25 protein-coding genes are annotated in these 22,977 nt (G+C 41.1%); 4 read left to right on the forward strand and 21 right to left on the reverse strand.

Features of this window, described 5'->3' with window-relative positions; translation table 11 throughout:
- Positions 1-10: 10 nt before the first annotated feature.
- The 16 genes from ABD915_RS02540 to ABD915_RS02615 form a co-directional block, all read right to left on the reverse strand.
- The gene (locus tag ABD915_RS02540) at positions 11-1,756 is read right to left on the reverse strand and encodes a glycine-rich domain-containing protein (protein WP_345114718.1); all 1,746 of its coding nucleotides are present in this window, start codon (positions 1,754-1,756) and stop codon (positions 11-13) included.
- Positions 1,757-1,769: 13 nt separating this feature from the next.
- Positions 1,770-2,036, reverse strand: coding sequence for a hypothetical protein (locus ABD915_RS02545; protein ID WP_345114721.1), 267 nt, complete (start codon positions 2,034-2,036; stop codon positions 1,770-1,772).
- A 9-nt stretch (positions 2,037-2,045) separates the two neighbouring features.
- Complete coding sequence (locus ABD915_RS02550; protein ID WP_345114724.1) at positions 2,046-3,026, reverse strand: tail fiber protein; 981 nt, start codon at positions 3,024-3,026, stop codon at positions 2,046-2,048.
- The gene (locus tag ABD915_RS02555) at positions 3,019-3,942 is read right to left on the reverse strand and encodes a transglycosylase SLT domain-containing protein (RefSeq protein WP_345114727.1); all 924 of its coding nucleotides are present in this window, start codon (positions 3,940-3,942) and stop codon (positions 3,019-3,021) included. The genes ABD915_RS02550 and ABD915_RS02555 overlap by 8 nt, the downstream gene beginning before the upstream one ends.
- Positions 3,942-6,155, reverse strand: coding sequence for a hypothetical protein (locus ABD915_RS02560; protein ID WP_345114730.1), 2,214 nt, complete (start codon positions 6,153-6,155; stop codon positions 3,942-3,944). Before ABD915_RS02560 ends, ABD915_RS02555 begins: the two co-directional genes overlap by 1 nt.
- Positions 6,148-8,139, reverse strand: coding sequence for a ubiquitin family protein (locus tag ABD915_RS02565; RefSeq protein WP_345114732.1), 1,992 nt, complete (start codon positions 8,137-8,139; stop codon positions 6,148-6,150). Before ABD915_RS02565 ends, ABD915_RS02560 begins: the two co-directional genes overlap by 8 nt.
- The gene (locus ABD915_RS02570; RefSeq protein WP_345114734.1) at positions 8,139-9,194 is read right to left on the reverse strand and encodes a tail fiber domain-containing protein; all 1,056 of its coding nucleotides are present in this window, start codon (positions 9,192-9,194) and stop codon (positions 8,139-8,141) included. Before ABD915_RS02570 ends, ABD915_RS02565 begins: the two co-directional genes overlap by 1 nt.
- Before the next feature lies 1 nt (position 9,195).
- Complete coding sequence (locus ABD915_RS02575) at positions 9,196-9,579, reverse strand: hypothetical protein (protein ID WP_345114789.1); 384 nt, start codon at positions 9,577-9,579, stop codon at positions 9,196-9,198.
- 41 nt (positions 9,580-9,620) lie between these two features.
- Positions 9,621-11,078, reverse strand: coding sequence for a hypothetical protein (locus ABD915_RS02580; protein WP_345114737.1), 1,458 nt, complete (start codon positions 11,076-11,078; stop codon positions 9,621-9,623).
- On the reverse strand, positions 11,078-11,776 hold the full coding sequence (locus tag ABD915_RS02585) for a phage adaptor protein (protein ID WP_345114739.1): 699 nt from the start codon (positions 11,774-11,776) through the stop codon (positions 11,078-11,080). Before ABD915_RS02585 ends, ABD915_RS02580 begins: the two co-directional genes overlap by 1 nt.
- Positions 11,777-11,846: 70 nt before the next feature.
- Positions 11,847-12,296 (reverse strand): hypothetical protein, encoded by a 450-nt coding sequence (locus ABD915_RS02590; protein WP_345114792.1) that lies wholly within the window; start codon positions 12,294-12,296, stop codon positions 11,847-11,849.
- Between the two features lie 30 nt (positions 12,297-12,326).
- Positions 12,327-13,469, reverse strand: coding sequence for a N4-gp56 family major capsid protein (locus tag ABD915_RS02595; protein WP_345114741.1), 1,143 nt, complete (start codon positions 13,467-13,469; stop codon positions 12,327-12,329).
- Between the two features lie 101 nt (positions 13,470-13,570).
- Positions 13,571-14,485, reverse strand: coding sequence for a hypothetical protein (locus tag ABD915_RS02600; RefSeq protein ID WP_345114744.1), 915 nt, complete (start codon positions 14,483-14,485; stop codon positions 13,571-13,573).
- Positions 14,486-14,501: 16 nt separating this feature from the next.
- Positions 14,502-16,556: a portal protein gene (locus ABD915_RS02605; RefSeq protein ID WP_345114747.1), complete on the reverse strand. Its 2,055-nt coding sequence runs from the start codon at positions 16,554-16,556 to the stop codon at positions 14,502-14,504.
- A complete protein-coding gene (locus tag ABD915_RS02610; protein WP_345114749.1) occupies positions 16,541-17,866 on the reverse strand; it encodes a PBSX family phage terminase large subunit in 1,326 nt (441 codons plus the stop codon). Before ABD915_RS02610 ends, ABD915_RS02605 begins: the two co-directional genes overlap by 16 nt.
- Positions 17,847-18,161, reverse strand: a complete 315-nt coding sequence (locus ABD915_RS02615) for a hypothetical protein (protein WP_345114751.1) — start codon at positions 18,159-18,161, stop codon at positions 17,847-17,849. The genes ABD915_RS02610 and ABD915_RS02615 overlap by 20 nt, the downstream gene beginning before the upstream one ends.
- Before the next feature lie 378 nt (positions 18,162-18,539).
- Here ABD915_RS02615 and ABD915_RS02620 point away from each other — a divergent pair, with 378 nt between their 5' ends.
- The gene (locus tag ABD915_RS02620) at positions 18,540-19,466 is read left to right on the forward strand and encodes a hypothetical protein (protein WP_345114753.1); all 927 of its coding nucleotides are present in this window, start codon (positions 18,540-18,542) and stop codon (positions 19,464-19,466) included.
- Between the two features lie 263 nt (positions 19,467-19,729).
- Here ABD915_RS02620 and relB read toward each other — a convergent pair whose 3' ends face one another.
- The 4 genes from relB to ssb all read right to left on the reverse strand — a co-directional run bounded on the left by relB (position 19,730) and on the right by ssb (position 21,304).
- Complete coding sequence (relB, locus tag ABD915_RS02625) at positions 19,730-19,957, reverse strand: type II toxin-antitoxin system RelB family antitoxin (protein WP_345114756.1); 228 nt, start codon at positions 19,955-19,957, stop codon at positions 19,730-19,732.
- Positions 19,958-19,984: 27 nt separating this feature from the next.
- A complete protein-coding gene (locus ABD915_RS02630; RefSeq protein ID WP_345114758.1) occupies positions 19,985-20,242 on the reverse strand; it encodes an AbrB/MazE/SpoVT family DNA-binding domain-containing protein in 258 nt (85 codons plus the stop codon).
- A 69-nt stretch (positions 20,243-20,311) separates the two neighbouring features.
- Positions 20,312-20,806 carry a hypothetical protein gene (locus tag ABD915_RS02635; protein ID WP_345114760.1) on the reverse strand — a complete coding sequence of 165 codons (495 nt, stop codon included), beginning with the start codon at positions 20,804-20,806 and terminating at the stop codon, positions 20,312-20,314.
- A 54-nt stretch (positions 20,807-20,860) separates the two neighbouring features.
- A complete protein-coding gene (gene ssb / locus ABD915_RS02640; RefSeq protein WP_345114763.1) occupies positions 20,861-21,304 on the reverse strand; it encodes a single-stranded DNA-binding protein in 444 nt (147 codons plus the stop codon).
- A 193-nt stretch (positions 21,305-21,497) separates the two neighbouring features.
- On the opposite strand from ssb, the gene ABD915_RS02645 reads away from it, so the two are divergent.
- Genes ABD915_RS02645 through ABD915_RS02655 form a run of 3 tightly spaced genes read left to right on the forward strand, consistent with a single transcriptional unit; the run spans position 21,498 to position 22,391 of the window.
- On the forward strand, positions 21,498-21,797 hold the full coding sequence (locus tag ABD915_RS02645; RefSeq protein WP_345114766.1) for a BrnT family toxin: 300 nt from the start codon (positions 21,498-21,500) through the stop codon (positions 21,795-21,797).
- On the forward strand, positions 21,775-22,080 hold the full coding sequence (locus ABD915_RS02650) for a BrnA antitoxin family protein (protein WP_345114768.1): 306 nt from the start codon (positions 21,775-21,777) through the stop codon (positions 22,078-22,080). The genes ABD915_RS02645 and ABD915_RS02650 overlap by 23 nt, the downstream gene beginning before the upstream one ends.
- A gap of 11 nt (positions 22,081-22,091) precedes the next feature.
- Positions 22,092-22,391, forward strand: a complete 300-nt coding sequence (locus ABD915_RS02655) for a HigA family addiction module antitoxin (RefSeq protein WP_345114770.1) — start codon at positions 22,092-22,094, stop codon at positions 22,389-22,391.
- A gap of 34 nt (positions 22,392-22,425) precedes the next feature.
- Here the strand turns inward: ABD915_RS02655 and ABD915_RS02660 are convergent, their stop codons facing one another.
- Positions 22,426-22,767, reverse strand: a complete 342-nt coding sequence (locus tag ABD915_RS02660; RefSeq protein ID WP_345114773.1) for a hypothetical protein — start codon at positions 22,765-22,767, stop codon at positions 22,426-22,428.
- Positions 22,768-22,977 lie beyond the last annotated feature (210 nt).

A 22,977-nucleotide genomic window follows, 5' to 3' on the forward strand; every position in this document is an offset into this window, starting at 1 on the left:
TCAATTCACCTTATAAATATACCTTTATGAGTATTGCACCATCTCCACCATCGCCGCCGACTTTGTCGCCGCCGTGTTTCCCGTCGAAATATCCACCGCCACCGCCTCCACATTCTTTGCCACCTCTCCCTCCGTTACCACCTTTATAACTTTCACCACCTTGCCCCATGATAGAACCCTTGCATTGACCACCACCGCCTCCACCGCCGCCAAGAAACGAACTTCCACCAGTACCGGCTCTTTTTCCGTCAATTCCACTTCCTCCACCATTCCCACCAGAAAAAATAAAGCTCTCACCACTAATCCCCCCTCTGTTTCCTCCTCCATCCCCGCCTTTTCCTCCAAAGTTAACTAAAGACATAGAGACGGAATACCCTCCTTCTGCAGAAAGAAGTCCTTTGATAATTGTTCTGCCACCATTGCACAAAATGTTACTGTCATTGCCTTTGCCGCCACGACCAATGTAAACTGTTTTTAATTTATCTAAATCAGAGCCTTTTATTTTGATATGCACACATTGACCGCCGCCGCCGCCGCCATCTTTAACGCCTCCACCACCTCCACCCCAAGCCCATATTTCAATATCAGTGTCATCCTTGATTCCTTCTGGCCAAGGGATATCGCCACTTTCTGTCATGAGAATTTCAATGGGTTTGTTCCCCCCGCCACCATTATTGCCGCTACCACTATTGTTTGAGCTATTGGCTTTAATCGAAGCCATGAGGTCGGCAGGTGAGATAAGCGCATCTCTTGTTTTTGTGCCATCAATCCAGTCTTGTTTTTCAAGAGGTTGAATGAGCTCAACTTTTTCCTGCACATTGCGTGCTGTGTCTTGGGCTTTATCGGCTATTGTTTGCGCCTTAGCAGCAATAGCTTTTGCATCCGTAGCGCTTTTTTGTGCAACACTTGCCTCAGCTTGTGCCCTTTCTCCTGTTTTTTGTGCTGCATCAGCCGTTGTTTTTGCATCTTTCGCTGTATTTAATGCAACATCCGAAACATTTTTTGCTTCACTTGCAATATGAATCCCTTGTTGTGCACTTTCCTGTGCATGTTGGACATCATTTTCAACTTTATCAATTTTTGCAATTTGTGCACGCTCTTGAGGGGTTAAAATAAGATGCTCGCTTCCTTCTTTCATATTCTCCATATCAAATGCATCTTTTGCTATTTGATCTGGATCATAGACTAATCTTGACATACCAAAAGATTTTGATGCTACAAAATAGTGAATGGTATTTTTGAGATCTGCCGGAGATATAGGATAATAAGCGCCTTCACTTCCCTTATGCCACTTTTCTATTGTTGGCTGGGTAGGACTTAGCCACTGTAGCTTTGATCTTTCCTCTGTTGTCAAAATCTTTTTGGTAGGACCCTCATGCATATTTTCCATGGAAAACACATTTGATCTTACATTGTCGGGATCATAAGTAACCGCACTCATATCACCAATTCCTAAAGGTGATATTTTTATCCAACCATCCCCTGATAAAATCGTATTTTCATGAGGTTCTCCACTTGCTTCAATATCACAAATTGTGACCTTATCTTTGTAAGCAAGGGCTCCAATATCTCTTTTAGCTACCGCATCATCGGCTTTTTTTCCTTGAGCTGCCGTTGCAAAATATTCCACCCCATAAGCGGCTGCGCTGCCCACTGAAACGGGTGCAAGCGCCTTACTGTCTAAAACACCTTCTTTGACTTCTTCTTTTGTTGCTGGTTCAAGCTTAAAGATATGCGTGTGATAGGGTAATGGCATGGTCTTTCATTCCTTAATCCGTTTGTTCGTGAGATTGTGTGTGGAGAGTGAGATACTGTAAGCGCAAAGCATCAATGGTTTTTTGCATGATCTCAAGACGTTGTTCTGTTGCTTTTTGATACTGTGTCAAAGCGCTTAAAAGATCGTTCTGTAGGTCGTTTTTGATAAGATCAATGACCTTATTTAAAGGTGCGTGAACCATTTGATTGCTTGCATAAAAAAGGACGCGGATTTGTTCCGCGTCCGCAATATTATCAATAGCGGCTGGGTGATTGATCATCTAAAGAACTCACGATTTTATGGCATAAACAACTGTTGTATTCACAGGGCGTGTTTCGCTTTCACCTGTTGAAGATATGGTTACCTTATGGGTGTGTGCTCCAGCAGGCTCTGTTACTCCTGTGGTGTAATCGGGATCATAATATGGGTTTCTTCGACCAACTCTATTGGCTGGCCATCCGAATGTTTGATACCGAAAGTTGTGGGTATGTTCCCCCGCTTCTTCAATGGTTGCAGTGTGTGTATGTGTTTTGATAGCATCATACTGCGTTTTTGCAAATTGCCTACTTCTGTCTAAGCCGCGACCATTATCAAAGCCGCGTAAAAACATTCCTCTCAAATCTGGAACTTTAAAAGTTGTATCGCTGTCTTTTCCCCATTTATCGCCTATTGCCTTGAACAATTGCGGATACTCTTTACGTTTATAGGTTGCTCCATCACATAAAAGCCAACCATTTGGTAGTTCTTGCATAGCAAAGGTTGCAATAAACCCGCAAGGGAAAGTTTCGATCTTTGGAGGTGGAAGTGGGGTGGGATTTAAGAGATACCAACCTTCCTGTGCTTTTGTTGATACGCCATCATTATAGACGATTTCATAGATACCACCCGTTTGTAACTCACCGCCCTCTAAGGGCACTATTCCCATATTGCTTGCTTTATAGAGTGGCTTTTCGCCTATATTATTCACATTTATTGTTGCAGATCCCACATTTGTCCCACGTGCTTTAAAGCGTAGCATGATATCATTTTTATATTTTGCTATAGGTGAAACCATCGTTAACGTTATGGCTGTTGTTTTGTCTTGTCCATTCACCATAAAGTTTGCATCAAGAGAACCACCATTATCTGCAAGATATTCACGTACACGCTGCATCATGACCCGCGCACTATCATTGACAGAACTGGGTGGTTGTCCTTCTGCCCAATTAATCATGGTATCAGAATGGGCATTTTTATCAGCCATTAACGACCAATCATAAATATCAGACATTATAAACCCCCGTTCTTCTTAATAACTCTTCTCGTAATTGTTGCTTTTTTTGCTGTCCATATGAACGAACAGGATTTCTTCTTGACGGATCAATTAAGGGAGTTAAGTCTATCGGATGTGCACTTGATTGTGAAAACCCCGCCATCATTGGTTGCTGCATCATTTGTTGATGTGCCATTTGTGTTTGTTTATCTTGTGCATCTGCATTACGCCTGATCAAATCAACCAAATTCATCACACCCTTTTTAAGAGTACCAGCGTCAATGCCTTGCCCCTGCAATGGTGTATTTTCATGCAATGGCGTATTATACGCCATCAATGGTTCTCTCGCTTGAACACCTTGAATCGCCCTTTGAAATCTCTCAACACCATGCAATGGAACCTCTTCATTTGCTCTGCTCTGCCTATTGCCCCAGCTTTGTTGTGTCATACCATTCGAAGCATCTTGCGTGTTGTTGTAAAGCCCATAAATATGATTCATAAAATCCCCTGCGGTTGCTTCCAGATTTCCTCCGTTAAGGACAACTGCTTGACGCCCTAAAAGCTGGCTTGCTGGCATCTTTGGATTTTTGATAAGCTTTACAGCCCCTGCGGGTCCTTGTTGATGTGCCAGATAAAGTTCCGCTTCTGATGGTTCTCTGCCTAATGCTGTGGCTAAATAACGCGTGTTGTCTTTTGTCAATCGTGCCATAGCATCAGTTGCTTGAAAGGGATCAAACTTATCATTGAGTTGATATTGCTTTGCTGTTGAATCGAGAAATTGATACAGCCCCCCTGCACTGCTTTTGCTGTTTTTTGCATTTGGATTGCCATTACTTTCTATCATGGCTACCCGTTCAAGAAAGCTTTCTGGCAAACCATATTTTTGTGCTGCCTGTGAGATGGCATGCTTCACATTGGGATGAAAATTGATCATTAGTTCATAACCGTTCTATCAACACTACTATTCAAAATAATGCCAATAAAATTGATGAATTTTGTGTGATCTTCTTTGGTAATTAAGCGTTTCTTTTCCGCTTCATGAAACGTCTTAATTAATTCTACTGCTTTTTCTCTTGCCAACCCAAAATCTCCTTTTTCTCGTGCTGTTATGAGAGCTGCAATATCTCTTTCAGTATCTCTACGGACTGCTAAGATTCTACGTCCCCATTTTCCTGATAAAGTTTTTATAACCGCCTTGATAAGGTGAAGCTTTCCTCCACTCACAGCTTGTTCTACTGCCTTTTCTTCGACTTCACCCATATGGTTTGGCAATCGTGCAAAAAGCTTTGTTCTTTCCACTTCTGGGCGCAACACTTTCATAAGCTGTTTTGCTTTATCCTCACCAAAAATCTGCTGTAATTTTTCTTGACCATTTTTTGTGTCAAACAAACTCAAAAGACTGTGGTCAAAATTTTGTGCATTACCTGCTGCATGTTCTACTTGTGATCGCACACCCTTTTGAAAAGCCTCTTTTTCCATTAACCCCAAATCTGAAAGTTGGCTGTTGATTGTATCAAGATTAACGCTCTTCTTCAGTGCTTGCTCTCCTTGCTCTAAGGCATCACCGATAGTACGCTCGTCATAATAAATTTTTCGTGCCTTCGCATAATCTGGAGATGACGTATCCAAAATGTCCAGAATGCGTTGTTTAAAATCAGTCAAATCTCGAGCATACCCTCGTTTTCCTTTGATATGAGCAGCGTTAATTTGATCATCCAAAACCTCTTTCATTTTATGTAAAATCCGCATATTCAGCTTTGGATATCCGTTGCTTCCTATAACGGTTGCATCCACTTCATTTGGCATTTGTGCAATTGCTTTTTTGTATGCTTTTTGGAATGCGGGGGTTTCTTGCAAGCGCGATAAATCTTCACGAACAGCATTTGAAATAGGAGAAGCTTTTGCCCTCTCATAAAATGGTTCAGCCTTTTTCTGTGCTTGCTTAATAATTTCTTCTTTTAAATTGAGCGTATCGACCTTTGGACCCAACACCTCTGTCAAGGCATCACTTACTCGCTTATCACTGGCATATTGTCTTTCATTCAAACGATTACTTATGAGTGAATAGGTATCAGGATCTTTTTTTGCCGCCCTAAAAGCTCTTGCAGCAAGCCCATCATGAAGATCAATAATCATTGAATCAGGACCACGCTGCCTTAATGCTCTCTCCAGCTTATCAACCCCTTCGTCCCCTAAAGTACGACTTACATCTCTAAGCGCTCTATCGCTTATGTGAAATGCCTCTTTTTCTGGCATTTGCGCTGCTTTTGCCGCCATTTCAGCTGGACTTATAGGTCCTCTCAATACTGCTTTAAGTGATTTTGTCATAAAAGGTGTTACTTTGGATACCCCACTGGCAACAAATGGCGTTGCACCACCTAGCCCTGCACCAAACAGTGTGGTTGCTACAGTATCCTCTAACCCCTCCCCCTCACCACTGCCTGCTATCCCCCCATAAATGGCTCCGGTTTTTGCTGCACGCCCCAAGCTAAATTTTGCTGCTTCTTTGCTTGCAGCGGCTTTCATTGCCGCTTCACCTGCCGCTTTTGCCGCTGCCCGCTCTGCCCCCTCAGCCAAAGCAGATTGTACCGCCCTTTCTCCTGCTGCTAAAGCTTTACTGGTTATTTGTGCTCCTGCCAGACCTGCTCTGCTCCCCAAGACAACATCAGCCCCAATTGCTGCACGAGCTGACGCCGTCGCAGCAGCAGCCCCTCCCGCAGGAGGAAAGAGCACAGAAGCAATTATGGGTGCCGCAGCACCCGTTAAATTCCCCGCAAGAGATGCATAAAAATGATCTCGGTTTGCCGCTCTTTGATAATTTCGCCATCGCTTTGTTACTTCATTATATTTTTTGACTGCCTTATCTGTTCCATTCCACAACCCCTCCCAAAGTGCTGATGCCAACCCTGCTGCTTCATCATCATAGCCTAGGGTTAACCCATGAAGAGCCCCCCAGCCAAAAGCACCAGCCGTACTTGGATGTGGATCATCTTCTTCTGTGATCGCATTATTTTCTGCAAAAGAACCCTTTAGCCTTTCTTTATTCTTCGAGAAAAGCTCTTGCAGTTGTTCTGGTGTATAATCACTCACATGCCCTATGACTCTTGTATTTTTTCTATGAATGAGAGGGGGTATTAATTCAGCCATTGGTTTTTTCCTTAATGCGTCCATCTCGATCTATAAACAATATGCCTTCCGGCAATGCTTCTATCTGTTTTTCTAGTGAATCATTTGACTGTGCATGATTTCCCTTATTCCCCTTATAAGCATCTTCCCCATAAGCAGCGCGAACGAGTTCGCTTGTTGCCTCTGCACCACCAAAAAGGATTGCCCGCGTTGCTGCATTAGATTTATTAAAAGTCTCAATAACTGTTGTTAAAGACTCTTTCATTTGCTCTGATGAAAGATCTTGATTGAGTGCTGCTACAGAATTTTGCAATGCTTGCAATTCCATATTAGACAAATTCCCAAAGCCAGATGCACCATTTGGTGAAAATGCTTTTGCTTTTCTTAAAGCGTCAAGACCGATATTTGCCTTCAATGAATCGAGCATATGCCCAAATTGTGCAGGCCCTGTTCCAGGAATTTTTGCGAACCAATAACCAATCTTACCAACAGTGTGTGGACTTTCATCAATTATTTTTCTTAATTTCTCTGCCGATGAGATTGCCAGATTTGCTCTGGTAAGCTGGTCCGTAATTTGCAATTGTCTTTGCTGGTCTTTAATTTCCTGTTCGCGCTGCTCTTGAATTAATTTATGTTCTGCACCACTGCCTGTAATTGGCATCGCACGTACACCACCAAGAGCATTTTTATCCTTAACATACATATAGCCAGCTTCAGGCTTTGACAGCATGCTACTCATATCCCCTCCTAATCCAGAAGCAGTGGAACGTTGCCCCCCTTGTACAGGTATAATTTTCCCTGTGCTTGTTGAAACTTGGAAAGCCATATCCTCTGGCAATCCCTGTTCTGCCTTTTCTTCTGCTGTGAGTGTTCTATACCCTTCTTGAGGACTTAACGTGCTCCCTATGACCTTCTGAGCTAAATCTGGATATTGCGCAACTGCTTTTGCGTCTTCATCACTATATCCTTTTGAACGCAAGAAATCTAAAGTTTGCTGACTAGAACCTGTCTGAGGGCTTAATGTACTGCCAATAATTTTCATGGCAAGATCAGGGTATTGTACAATTGCTTGTACATCTTTATCGTTATACCCCTTTGAGCGTAAAAATTCAAAAATTGGTCTATTTTGTGCACGTACATTATTGCCTTGCCGCATAATGATCGCTGCATTTGAAAAGCTTTCTTGCGGTGTTTTTCCAGAAGCCAACCCTGCAAAAAAATCCATGAGATGTTCGGAGAATTCTGATTTTCTAAAACGCTCCCATAAGCTGCTTGGATTTGCGTCTTTATGGATAAAATTTCCAACGGCGTTTACATAATCTGTTGCCTGATTAGAAAGATCATCGGATTTTAAATATTTTTCTTCCGGCAAGTGTGCATTCAAATGTTTTTCTTCTCGTATTGGTGCCTCAAAAAAACTTTTTTCATCATTTTCTGAATCGTTTTTCAAAGGTTTTTCTGCCATAGATTTCCCATTAAATTGAGCAAGATAATCCATCGCCTCTTTTTGCTGTCGCCCTGCCTCATTCCCATCAGATTTGTCTATGTTCGCACCAAAGGAAGATTGAGAAGGCAATGTTTCAACGACTTTTTGCTCTGAAATGCCATGCTTGTCTTGCTCTACCCCCTCTTTCGCTTTGACAAAATAATTTGAATAATCCGGCAAGGGAGGCATTTGGTTTTTTAAATCATCCGTAGACATAATCAATTCTGCTGGCGTTTTTTTTCCAACTTCTCCTCCTCCTGTTTGAGCGCCACGAATAAGTCCACCAAAATTGACTTTTTCTGGATTATCAGACTCATCGCTCGCATCAAAAGGGGTTGTGCTAAAAGCAGCACGTTCTAAAAAACTAGGCTTGTATCGTCCTTCAAATGGCGTAGTTGGGGGCGTAGAATGTTTTTGAAAAAGATATTTAGGTAACTGAAGAAGACCCTGATATATTAAAGGGCGCAAAACTTTTGGATTCGTAAATAGTGATAAAGTATTAAAGCTGTTCTGTTCCATCACTGCACCCTTTCCATTTCAAATCCAAGCTTGCCATAATCAACATGTAAAAAGCCTGTGGTATTATGTAAAAAAACGGCTTCGGGCTTTAACTTCAAAACATCTTGTGCCATCACCCCGCGATAACGCTCTGGGTAGCCCTTATAGTTGTATTCATAGAGTTTATAGCCATTTTTCTGCCCTGCATCTGTGATGTTTTCTTTCGCTCTGATGTCGCTAAGTCCAGCAAAAGTACCAAGAATAGTTCCAACATTCCCAACAATTTCCCATGGATTAGGTTTTGGTTGCGGAGTAAATAGGGTTTGTTGTCCCGTTTGCATTCCGTAATTTCCAGCAGAAGCCGTACCAGCTGCAAGCAGCTTACTTAACTGGTCCCAATCAAGATTATTCTGCTGTTCCCATTTTTGTCGCTGTTCGTCTAATTGTTGTTGATGATTGGCATCAAGCAAACCGCTGCCTGCCAATGCATTGATATTTGCCTGACTTTGACCTTGAAAAAAGTTATTAGCACCAGCCAACTGATTTTGATTGGCTTGATCAATAAGACTATTGGCATTCATCATATTATTGACGTCTTGGTTATATTGCTGTGACAACGCCCCTGTTGCTATACCACCTAACTCATCTGCCAAAACACCCGTGTGCGCACCAGAACCATAACGCCCTGCACCCGCCAATGAACTATTAATTGTGTTCGTCGCTTTATTTAATGCATTTTGCAGCGCTTCGTTAAAGTAAGGATTATTGCCTATCTCGTGACCAGAAGCCATGTTTTTTAAATTTTGGCTGGTTGAATTTTGCCCTGTAGCTAATCCATTTAAAGTACTGTTCTGATAATGAGAAGCAACGTTGTTAAGCCCATTAATCGCATTTTTTGTTTGATCACTTAAACCTGCAACACGTTCACCATCATAAACGGCTTTTCCGCTGCCTTGATTATAAAACTTCATGGCATCTTGAGCTGCACGTTCAAAGATACCCTTTGCCCATTCAGGTGGTGCATTTGTTTGCGTGGTATTTTGCGTCGTTTGAATTGGTTTTGAACTTTTTCCCATGTTAAAGCTGCTTTCTATATTCTAAAAGATTCACGAAATAGCCATGCGATTTAAGGGATTTTTCCCAGCCACGCCGACCGATAATGATAAGTTCTTTTGCCCCTTTTTCTTTGTAATAGGCTTCAATTTGGGGAATAAGCTTCGTTAGGGGCGCTCCTCCTTTTCCCCCCAATGTCACAATCACGGCCCGCAAAGCGCCTGTGACAAGTTTTTGTAATTCTGTTGTGACATGTGCCAGGAAGTTTTCCTGCTCATCCACAATAATCCAGAGCAGTTTTTCTCCTTTCAAAATATCCTTTAAAATCATTTCGATCGTATAATCATCAGGGAATTTTTTCTGAAAATAAGATATTGATTTTATAACCTTATCCAAATAGGGCGCCATTTGTTCAGCACTCCATTGTTGCGTGTTATAAATTCTAAAATTCATCTTATACCTGCAGGTTTTAGTGTCACATCAAAGCCTGTTATATGAGTCCATGGTGTGCTTTCTGGTATTCTCAGTCGCAAAGCATGATAACGAGCGCGTGAGCGAATATTGTACATCCCGCTGCTATAGCCAGCGTAACGTTCTTTTGCCCAATTTAATTGATTTCTATCATCAATGATAAAAGCAGCTCCAACGCTTAAAAAACCATTTGTCGTATCTGCTTGAACAAAAGCCTCACTCATCAAGTTGATCTGCCTGCCTGTATCGCCTACAGTTTGTGAAGCAATGACAGCTTCCATAGGAGGACCAGCAAAAAAACCAAACCTATTGTCTGGAGTAAACGCTCCCAACATTGGCGCCCCATTTTGCCACATTTTACTATCAAGAGAAGCGTGTAAATCTTTCAAGCATGCTTGTACTTCGTCTAAGCCTTCTAATGTATAACCTGCCGCAAAGAGGGGAAATAAGAGAAGTGTCTCGCCTTTAATGACGCTCCATATTTGCAAGAGCCAATCATAAACATAGATATTCAAGCCCATCATATCGTCATTTATAGAAAAATAAACACGCGAATAGACTGGATCAATACAAGCTTTCATCTCATCAATGGCAAAGTTATTGTAAAGCGTAAAGATAGTTTTATCGACTTTGCCAAACCCAATAGGTAACATCTCACCTGCATTGTTGATTTGATAAAAACCATCATCAGAGACAAAAAAAGTATAGTCACCACGACTTGCAATTGCGCTGCTGCTTTTTGCTCCTATTTTGTCTTTTATTTTTACAAAACTAAATATTATTTTAGACCCTGGAACAAAGGTTGCATGATAAATGGCAGAACGCATAAAAATCAGCGGATTGGTTGCTTGTGTAGACCCTTGAACAAACTCACCATCGGGAAAATCTTGATAATCGCAACTTTTCTCACCAACCTTCCAATGTGTTGCATCATTAAGACCGGACCAGTGAACACGATTTGGTTTATCTGTTAATTTCATCAAACAGACAAAATCTCCCCAAATACGAACAAGTCCAGCACGCGGGGGATTGCCTCCTAAATCATCAAATCTATCTGCTGTTTTTAATGCCAGTATTTGCGGCGTATCATTGTTATTAACAGCAATGATGTAATCACCAAAGACAGCAAAAGACCAAGGGGCTGTTTCATTAGCATGATAGGGTTCGCCAAACTTGCTCACATCTTTCCAGCCGCGTGTGCTGTTATCATATTCATAAAGCTTTGTTGATGTTCCTACAATGATACGCACACCACTCAATGAGCGTACTGCATAGACCCCTAAAATAACATCCGGAAAAGATTCTGAAACCGGTGCAACTTTGGGAACTGGAATATAGGAATTTTGTGCAGGCAAAACGTTGACGATCTCACGAGAATAACCCGTATTAATAAATGCAACATCTGGTCTAAATTCAGCAATAGGAATAAAAGTCATCAGAAATCCGTATGTTGAATTTTCAATAAATTCTTGCGCCGTGAGGTCTCAATTTGAAGCGCATCGAGTTGCTCTTGAAACATAGCAAAAGCTGCCGCTGCCATCTGTGGTTCTTTAATAATATTCGTATAAATTTCATATTTTGCACGTGTTTTAATCAGTTCATAGGCTTCCAAAAACCATATTGAAGCTTCTTGTACACTCTCAATATCTTTTATTCTGATAGGATCAAGAAGTAGCCTGATAGAATAGATACGGTCTGGAGTTGGATACAAAATAAGCTTTTGTTCAAAATAACTGTATCGCGTAGGCATGCCATGGTTACAATCATTCTCAAGGTTCTCAATCACGAGTGGATCTGTATGCAAAAGCTTTGATTTGCTGTGATTATCCTCATAAATGTAAGCATCAACAATGCGAATAGCCGCCGGAATAACTGGATTTTCCTCGGCTCCATAACGGCTTTTCCCTTTGAGAGTGGTCAAAACAACTTCGCGACTTTCATTAAAATAAAAAGGCCATCGTTCACAAAACCGAATGGCTGAAAATATCGCCTTTTGAACTTGATCAACATATTCATCTGTTTGATCATCTATTTCATCTTGGATATCATTCACCATCTGAATGAAATTTTTGTCGTGAGGAACAAGGGTCTGTTTGTCGCCAATCGGACCACCTGTCTGTACTATTATTGTCATATTATTTTCTTCCAAACATGAGGGGGCGTGCAAAAAACAAACGTCCCCTTATGCCTTTAAATTTGTGCCTTTAACGATTGGTGTAAAACTCAACAATCACCTCAGCATCACCTTTGGTGCTTTTCTTGTCTCGTGTCATATAAATCGTATTTTCAGCTTCTAATGGAACATCTCGTACTTCCATGGGCACATACACATTGCCATCGCTAAATTGCGAAAGACCACTTGTTCCATAATCATTACTATGAGGCTCTTTTCCAAATATAGCTGTTACATCTTCAAAATTTGTTACGGCATAAACTTTAATGCTTTTGATAAAAGCCCCTCGGGGTAGAACACCAATTTTTGTGATCAACCCTTGGTCTGTACATTTAACACGTGAGCGTAAAAAACTCACCTGCTGCGTACAATTGTTGCGTCCTTGCAAAACAGGCGGCAATCCCTCATCTATCATGGCAACAGGTTCAACAGCTTCAGAAATTTCATCATTTTCCGTTGTAATGGTAGAATTTTCTGCCATCATTATCATCCTTTCATGAAATTAAAATTGTTAGCTTGCTTCAGCAAAAGAAGGGATAACAATCGTGCCAAAGTCTTGTCCCCCTTGATCAGAATGTGGGCTGCTATAGCGTGATTTTTTCATGCCGATAATGGTCTTTGCAGCCAAACCAAATTCACGTTGATAATCAAACAGTTCTTCAACAAGTTTATAACGTGTCCCGCCTTTCCCATCGCCTCCTGTTGCTCCATTGCCAACGCGCCCATAAGCCATGATGATACTTTGTGCACCAAGCAAAACAGCACGACGAACAGAGGGAACAGGCTCCCCTGTCTTTGAATTAACACCATTGGGGACATGTTCAGCTTCACGCAAAATGACACCGTTATACATACCCAGAGAGCCATCAAAAATAGGATTTTTAGACCGCGAACCATCATAAGCTGCTTTGGTAATATCCAACCATTGACCATTTTGTGTATTGGTACGCAATTGGGTTACTTGTGTTGGATGAAGATACATCACATAAGCCGATTTTCCATCAACACGAACCGGACGCAAGCGTGGATTTGCCAATTTAGCGCGTTCAACAGCTTTATCTATAAGATCTAATGTAAAAGTATCTTCTTTTGTAAGCTCTTCATCTGTTTTTTTCTTGGCAGGGCGAATAAGGCGCAATTTGCTTGGTTCTAATGGTGCATTAAAGCCATAATGAACCGGTTTAAGCGTTATGGTACGCCCCTCAAAATGAATCCATGGTGCTGTATAACCTGCTGCCTGAATAAAAAACATCAAGCTTAAACGGTCTGCATACCAATCAACCAACCCATCTTTTGCTTCTGTCCGTAGATTAAATAAAACACGTTGTTGATCAATGGTGCCTTCATATTTTACGCGGACAGCATGAGAAAGCTCATTGATGCGCACCGTTTCATTCATAAATTGCAGTGCTTCTTCATTTCCTTCGAGCGTTTGTCCCTCGCTAACGCCATCCCCCATGAGTTGAACGCGTAATCCGCTCGTCACAGAGTCACCAGCGGATTTTCCTAACATATCCAATACTTGGATAATGCTGTTTTTGCCTTTTCCCATCAGCGGTGCAATAGGCAACGCCTTTGAAGTTTCTGTGTTTAGCATCTTAGCCCAAACGCCAACGGCTAATGGGTCATTAAGATTTACCTGTGTTACTGCCATTTCAAACAATGCCTTTCTTGGTTTTAAAAAAAAACGCGCCTTGCGGCCCCCCAAACGATCATGACCATTTGGTTCTCTGTGTTGCGCTCACGCGCACATTTTCATGCTCTGCTCATAATTTGTTCAAATTTTTCGGGATTTTTCTCAACCCATATAGCAAATTCGGCTTCTGGCATGGAAAAGAGCGTTCTGACATCCATACCGCCTGTTGGAACTTGTCCGCCGCGCGCTGTAAGTGTACGTGCTGCTTGAGAGCGCTCTTGAAGAGCTCCTACTTCGTCCCTTCCCCCTACCTCATCTTTCATTGATGCTCCACTATAGCCAAAAGCCTTTGCTTTTTGCACAAGCACCTCGATTGGGTTTATGCCGGCTTTTTGGCATTGCTGACATATTTGACGCAGTTCAACACCAATTTGTTGTTGGCGTGCCATGGGGTCGTTCCATTGCGGATAAAGACCTGCTTGTGCCTGTAGAGTATTGTCTGCTATTTGATAGAGATAATCGGTGATATTGTCTAAATCCGGATATTTATCTTGCACTTGCGCTTTGGCTTCTTCAAAATAATCTCCTAATTGCTGGCGTTCATATTCTTCTTGCCTCACACGTTCCTGGCTTTCTCTCATCAGAGAAAACTCATCAAGCAATTTCTGTTGTTCCTGTACCTTATGACTAAGCCATGCCACATGTGCTCTTGGATCATCTTCTAGGGTAGGGATATTTTCATCACGGTATCTTGCTGCCTCTTCTTGCATTTGCGCATATTTTTGTGCAAACTCAATGGCAAGTTCACGCGCTTCTATGGCATTTTGCTCTGCCTTTTGGCGTGCTTGTCGTTCTTGCTCTAGTTTATCATCACTTGGCTGCTGTTGAGCTGGTTCTGCTAATGGCTTTTCAGAACTTTCCTCTGCTTCAAACACCTCTTCAACTTGCTCTGGCTCAACCAACTCAACAGGATGATCACTAGTGAAATGTTCATCATAGATTGCTTGCTCTTCAGGTGTAAACTCTTCTTCCATATTCTCTTTTGCTCCTTTAATAGATTCGCGCTCTTTCGGTTGTTGCTCGATACTGTTCCAACTGCGCTCGATACGCTTTTCGCTCTAGGTCACGCTGCTCTATCTCGTTTTTTGCCCGTTGAAGTTCGAGCTGCATGCGCGCTTGTTCTTGTTTCAAGAAAAGCTCAATATTTTTCTGCTGCAACGCTGCTTGTTTCTGCTGTGCATCAAGTTGATAAAGTTTGCCCTTTGCTTGGCACTCCTGTTGTAAAGCTGCAATCTTTGCTTGTTGTTCTGGCGTTAATTGTGCTCCTTGGCTTTGTTGCATCTGCTGCTGTTGCTGTTGTTCTTGTTGCGCTTGCTGTGCTTTTGCCGTTAAATTTGCCACCAATGTTGCCGGTAATGGCGAAAGCTTTAAAAGATCTGGAATCATTTCTGGTGTTAAGAAACCACCAAGCAACGGCAACATCTGCGTAATTGCTGCAAAAGTTCTCTCTTTTTCATTGGGGCTTGTTGGTGAATCATCAACAATAATATCGTATTCAAGCGTCGTTACAGCTTCACGTGTTAAGGGCACATACTGCGCATTTTCTGGTCCAGAAATACGCACCAAACGCCCATCTGAGAGGTAATTCTGGATAAGATAAAGAATAATCTTTCCCTGTCTGCACCGATAAAGCTTGAGATTGTCAAAAAGCCCTGCAAGCAAATTAAGCGTTGATTGCCGGCGTGTATTTTCCAGCACATTTGCTTGGTTGACCTCCCGTGTTCCGATAAACTCAGCCGATAACCCTGTTACATGCGTTATCGCCTCACGCGATTCATTAAACAGCTGGAAAAATCCACTGGGAAATTGTGCACTTGGCTTTGGTTGAATTTTTCCAGTTGTAAGTGCTCCCTTCTCTAACCACGTAATGGTATCCGTTCGCGCCCAACTTTCTAACGCTTGGCGCTCATCATCAAAAGCACCTCGCTCTGCCATCAAACCGCCCTTAGACTGGCTATTGAGGATATACATCACTTGGCTAAAATATTTATTCGACCATTTTTGCGGATCTTTTGCGGGGCGAACAATCCCGTAAAACTGGTTTTTAAGCTTATCCAGCGTGCCCGTGATGCATTCCCAGCCTAACTGCCCATCAGGTGCTAACGGCTTATCGGGCTTTGCTAAAAGGCGCCGTCCCAGAAAGGCGCGTCTAACCACTTTTTTATTAAAACGCACACCTTGTAGCTGTGGCATCACTCTTTGAAGCTGTTCAAACTCTTGTTTGCTATAGTTGCGCATTTGACCGGTTTGAAGATCACGCGCCTTGTAAGTGGTCTCATATTCAAACCAACGGCATTCAACCAGCGTAACATAGCGTTTTCCAAAACACGGCTCTGATAGAGAAGCTGCATTGGGGTCATCATGATACGCATCAAGCGACACATGATAATCCTCAGAAGCGGTTGTACTATCGATAGCCCAATCGGCGTTAAGATCTTCAACAGCCACATCAGGAAAAAGACTTTTCGCATCCTCAACGGATTTGCGATCAACATACCACATGCGCTGTGCATCAACGAGATTTGGTCTGATAGCATTGGCATCCCAAACCATTTTTAAGGGATCTAAACGTTGAACAGCAGGTATCCCTTCGGGATTTGTTTCATAATCAAGCCGTGTATCTGTCCAACCCATACCGCAAATAACCATATCTTGAAAAGCATCAGAATCGGCATATTCCGCCTCTGCCTCATCACGAAACCATTCTGCTGCTCCAGTAAGCAATTCATTCGGTATTGCTGCTCCCAGTTGCCGTGGTTGAAACTGCACTTCGCGCTTATTATTACGCTCTGCACCAACAATTGCATTCACAAGTGGCGCAATGCGGTTAAAAGTCATGACAGGACGGCGTTGCTCTTTCAAAACCGCAAGATCTTCTTCCGCCCATTGACGACCATTATAAAAATCAAAATCTTCACGCGCCTGTTCACGCCATTCATTGACATGTTCAATATCTTCTGCGTACCAAGACTTTAAACGCTTATAGAGTTCATACTCATCGAGGATTGTCGTTTTTTGAAAGTCCTGACTTAGAATGCCATCCATGATGCCGCTTCTCTTTCCATAGTGCGATAACGCTCTTGCTTGGGTTTAACGCGTGGTGCTTCATAGACAATGCACATTAAACCAAAGGCATCTGCCCCATGGCTGGACCAATCATGCTCTGCCCCCAAACCAATACCGCGCTTCTCATCCCATTTTTCGTGATACCAATTCAGTGCCTTACGCCCTGCTACTGTCATCTCTTCATTGAACCAAACAGAGGGTAAAATACGACGCACTGCCTCTATGCGCATCTTCACCGCCCCTGCTCCCTGATTAGGGATCACTTGCGTTTCAAAGCCCGCATCATTCAAGGCACTCTCAAAACTCACATTGTGCACACGGTCTCTCGTCGCACCATCATGGGGTAACACCATCAATGCCTTCTCATAACCGTTTTGACGCAACCAGCCTACATGCTCTGATAGCGGTTGTCCCTGTGCTTCATAGTAATCAAGCACTCTGATTTCCCTACCAACAAACTGTGCTATCCATATTGCCGTCGCATCTGCCTTGGCTCCCGTGCCCCCAATGTCCCAAAAAGCACGTATTTGCATCAAGGGGTCCCTTGCAACACGCCCTATCCGCCCCTCTTGCTCGGCTGCCAACATTTCCTTTTGATAATAAGCGCCTTGAACCGCTTTCAGATAATCCCCTTCCCAGATATGCTTATAGGTCTCGGGGCGGTTTCTCAGATCATCAAGTCGTGCTTCATTCAAGATCTTGGGAAACTTCGGATTATCTGACCAGTTGATCTCAACACGCTTAATTGCCTCATTGTCTGAAAAGCGAAACCGCTTCTCAACGGGGGCATTCTCTCGCAATGGGTTCCATGTCACCCATAACTCTGCTCTCCACCCCTCTCCCTCTTCACGCAAAGTCGGTATAAGCGTTTGCCAAGCCGTCTCTGTAACCGGCTCCGCCTCATCAACCCAACAAAGCAATATACGCCCCATGGATTTGATACTTGCAATATTCCGGTCAAGACCAGAAAACTGAAAGGCTATACGACCATCAATCGACTTAATCGAAGACTCCCCAACCTTGTAATAGTCTTTTAAAAAGTCATGCGCTTCAATAGCGCGTTTAATTTCCTCCAAAGAGCTTTCTGCTAGCGAATTTTGAAACTGCCGTGCACAAAGAATAGTCCCCGAAATCCCCCCCATGCCAAATTGATAGCCTTTTAAAGCCGCCATCAAGGCAAATGATCTTGTCTTACCAGACCCTCTTCCTCCCCAAGCCGCACGCACCGCCGCCTTACCTGTAAATATCGGTATAAGCTTTGGAACAATATTAATCTGTCGTGTCGTCATTGACCAAAGGCGCTATTTCCACACGCCCTATCATTTTAATCGCCCCGCCATCTTCCCCTGTCACTTGAAGAGGCAAAATCTTTCCTAACAATGACAGATAAGCAGCGGGGCATTTGAGTGCCTGTTTTTCGAGATAAGAGACCAAACCATCATCACCATATTTTTTACCAGCACGCTCTGCTGCTTTAAGCACTGCCTCTTTCAGAATACGTGTTGTTTTATTTGGCACACCTTTTACCCGCCCCTGACCTGCTTTTGGGGGCGTTCTTTTTGCAAGTTTTTCAGTGGTTTTCATGTGTGTTTCTTTTTCTAAACAAGACAATAAAAAACCCCGCAAAAGCAGGGCTCTGAACAATCATATAAACTTATAAGAGAGGTTATACCTTCACCGTAATTTTAGACGCAATTCGACTAGTACAGCAACACCATAAAACACTATTCTTCACATCCTGTCAACAAAAAAAATCACGATATTGTGTATTTTTTTATTTTTCACCTAAATCTAGTGTCTTTAACAAGCAACCACTCACAATTGTATCCTCTCAACGAATCAATTATAGGGAAGCACTAAATTATTGATTAGCAAAAAGTGGGGGGAATAATGGGAATAATCATAGTCATAGGAGGAATATTAATAATAGCAACTTTGCTGTCTTTTAGGGGCTATTTAAGAATGAATGACTATGAAGAACAATTCGAGTTACTTCAGGAACAGAAAAATCGAGAAATAGAAATATACAAAGAACAAATTACGAAATGGGATAGAAGTCTTTTAAAGAAGGCTCAAAAAATATCGCAAAAATGGATTAAGCAATGGAATAAAGAAATTAGACAGTGGGAAAAGGATATACTAAGAATAAAAGATCCCATAATGATAGGTGAAGATTATGAACATCACCATCCCATCATAAAAGATATCTGTACTCAAGGATATAAAGAAATACCGTTTCTCTATAAGAAAGCTTTGGAAACAGAACCTTCTGCTGAGCATTGCGAAAAAATCAATGTATTCAAGAAACACATAGCTTTTAAGAAAAGCTATCTAAAAACAATGCGACTCATGAAAAAAAACGGGATAGTTATTGAAAAAATCGTAGATCCCCTTACAGAAAAAACATGTCATAAATCTACAATGTTTTTGTTGCATTGGTGGTTATATGTGGTTGATGATATGATCATAGCCGAGTACGAAAAACAAGCGTTACATGGGTTTTATAAAAATGATAAATCGCTTGACATCTACTGGGATGAAATGTCTAAAAATACAGAATACGAAGGGATAGAAGAAATACTGAAATTATGGCATTTGCCTCCTAAGTATGAATGCCTAGTAGGGATAAAAAAATATTTACTGACATTGTTGTATGACATTTCGGATGACTATAGAATAGCAAGAAAAATGTTTATTCATTATAAAAGGCTTTTTGAAGCTGTTACAGAAGGATATATTGCTTTAGATGAGGATTGCTCTGCCGACGAGGTGAAATGGCGACTAAATGAGTATAAAGAAAAAGATAATCTACAAAATTCTGAAGATATTCCAACATTTGAGAGAGCTTATCAACTAGGAGCAATAGAAAGAATTAAATCAATGCTATGATAGGTTAAGCTATTGGAATACACTTATAGGACAAGAGAAGCTAAATATAATCTTCAGTGCTGAAAAAATGAAAACATTGAAAGAGGCTTTCAACGAAGAAAGCAGACAGTTTAATATTCAAATGCGAGAGGCGATTTTTAAAAATAAATATTTTAATTGCGACAGATCTTACGGACACTTGATACAGTATCTATTATGATATCTAAGCAGTTGTAAATTTTTCTAAAAAACATTTATGCAAATTTTTTCTTAGTTTTTCATATCTAATCGTCCAAGCCAAGCTCTTTCCTCACCTCTTCAGAGCTATAAAAAGCTGCCTCTCCTCTTCGAACGCGCTCTCTTACTTGTGAGGCTAGATAATAATCCTCTGCTTCCTCTATTCCACGTTCAATAATCTCGCGTAAATAAAAAGACTTTGTACGTCCTGTCTTAGCAGCTAAATTATTCAAACGCGTTTCAAGATCACTTGGCAACCGAATAGATATCGTCATAACGCAATCCTCTTTCCCCCCTCTTCATTACAAGAGCTCTCTGCCAACAGGCTTAGCATCCAACCATTCCATATCTTCATCTGCTAAATCATCTGAAGAATTACATTGTGCTAACAATTCTCCAAGAGTATAGCTAGGGAATGTCTGTGGTTTTACAACCAATTGTCCATTCTCAACAGCCAAACCCACTTGCGTATTTTCAGTAAGGTGAAGAACATCAAGCAATGCGGGCGGGATTGAGAGCATAACTGACCCTCCAACTTTACGTAATTTTGTTATATACATAAAATGCTCTCTCTAGAACTTATCCTTCAATAACTTTCCATATTTTATAGGAAAATAACAATAAAACATTTACCATTTAGTTTTTCTGTCAAAATATTTATGAAGCGCATTAAGAGCGACCCGCAATGAATTCACAAGATGTGGTAATGTTTGGTCTTCGACAACAATATATTGTATTGCTGCATAAAGATTATACTGTCTATAGAGATGTTGTGTTTCTTTTATCGCCTCTTGCATATTAGAAAACTGTTCTGTTGCAAATTCAACCCATTTCTCTCTTGCTTTGTCATCAGAAGATGATGGTATTTCATCATAAACAGCGCTTGGTAAACCTTTTGCACACGAATAGTCATTTTTCACTTCAAGATATTTTTGCGCAGCATCATACTGGTCTTGAGTAAGCACGCCTTGCAAACACAGCCGCCCAATATAGGTACCAGCAAGCGGATTTTTAGCCTCTTCTATGGTCAAGCAGAAGCGTTTAGCACGCATTTCAATTGCCAATTGATTAACAGGATCTTGACGTACTTTCACTTGTGAAATGTAAGCATTTTTCTCTCTCATACATCCCCTAATCTGTGGGATCCCACATTTTTCTTTTTGTTATATTTTTTTCAATCAAAATGGCATGTTGTCATGAGCAGATATGCCATAATCATCAGCACCTGAAGCGATAGCATAACTTTGAGAAGTGACATGTGAAGGAGTGGATTGTTCTTTCTTTGCATCAAGCAAATACAATTCGCCTTTAAATTGTGGTAAAACAATCTCTGTTGTATAATGTTCACCACCGTTTTTATCTTGCCATTTGCGTGTCTGTAATTTTCCTTCTATGTAAACTTTTGAACCTTTGCCTAGATACTGAAGTGCAATTTTTGCCAAATGTGGATTAAAAACCACTACGGAATGCCATTCTATTTTCTCTACTTTTTGGTGTGTGTTTTTATCTGTATAGTTCTCAGAAGTGGCCAGCCGAAAATTGACTATTTCTGCTCCAGAATTCATTGTTTTGCTTTCGGGATCAGCACCTAAACGCCCGATTAACATCACTTTATTTAGCATGTTTTTTCTTACCTTAAATTTGTATTTTAATACATACTAAATCTTAGCATGATTTGCATATTTTTTCAATTATTTCAAAATGATATTGTTGTTTTTTAACATATAAAATTATGTTTAATATACAAAAAACATAGATATTTCAGTGTTCATTTAAAACTCTTGATATACATACATAAATGTATTAACATAAGATATGAAAATAAGATTTGAATGGGATGAAACTAAAGCAAAAAGTAATCTTAGAAAGCACCGTGTAAGTTTTGAAATAGCTGCACGTGTTTTTGCCGACCCATTCGCCATGGTTAAACAAGACCGTATTGAAAACGGCGAATATCGTTGGCAAACTTTGGGACTTGTGGATGGTTTTTTACTGCTGCTCGTAGCGCATACTGTCCATGACGGTAGAGATGGCATAGAGGTAATCCGTATTATTTCAGCGCGGCGAGCCAACTTGAAAGAGAGGAAACGTTATGAAGAAGAAAGTTTGTTATGAAATTGATGTAGGTAACTTACCACCTTTGACAGATGAACAGAGAGTTGAAATTGATAAACTAGCTGCAATGCCGGACAGTGCAATTGATCATAGTGATATTCCAACACTCAATGATGCGTTCTGGAAAAGCGCCGTTCGCAATCCATTTTATAAACCAACGAAAACTGTCACAACTGTGCGTGTGGATTCAGACGTGCTAGCGTGGCTTAAAAGTCAAGGGAAAGGATATCAAACGCGGATTAACGCCATTTTACGTGATGCCATGCTTCGTTCAATGCGATAAATACTAATATTATGATGTACAATCCCCCACACCCTGGTGGTATTTTGAAAGAAGAATTGCTTGATGAATTAGGCTTAACAGTAACAGAGGCTGCAAATCATCTTGGTGTTGCACGTTTAACTCTATCGCGCGTCTTAAACTGTCATGCAGCGATGAGTATTAACTTAGCTTTACGGTTAGAAAAAGCGGGTTTAAATGATGCGGAATTTTGGCTTAAATTACAACAAAAACATGATCTGTGGCAAGCACGGCATAATAATCCCATACCGGATATTTCGTCTTTAGAGCAAGTAAGCCTCCTTAGCAATTAAGACTTGGCTTGACCGATTTTTCGCTTAAAATACATCAAATGGCTTTTGATAATTTTTTGATTTTCTTGTTGATCTCATCAATGAGCGGTTCGTAATTGAGAACGCTTTTCGGAATAGCACCACCGTAAATCCATGCTTTTACTTGTACTTGCGCTTTGGTACTAAAATCCGCATTCTTAGGTATTTCGTAATACTGACCACCATCAAACTTTTCACACTCTCTCCTGCCATCTTCATATTCGTAGAGGTTGTAAAAATACTCTGCTGCTCCGTCTCCCCAAGGAACATACCCAACAGCCGTTGCAATAAATTTTTTGTGCATTATTTGCATAGACTGTTTACGTTTTTTAAAGAATCGTCGTTTTAATATTTCCATGTTTTAATTCCTATTTTTACCAATAGGTTAATTTACCTCAAATTTGACCGTACAGAGCATTTTGTATTACAAATATAGATTTCATCATAAAATCTTTAAACCGCTTTGTACGGTACCTTTTTATCGATTTAAATGCATATCTAATTACAAAACCATTAGCACTTTTCACTATTTTGCTGGTTTAAGCCGCTTTACCACGCTGCCCTTCAC

This window comes from Bartonella jaculi, from assembly GCF_039543045.1.
Lineage (GTDB): Bacteria > Pseudomonadota > Alphaproteobacteria > Rhizobiales > Rhizobiaceae > Bartonella > Bartonella jaculi.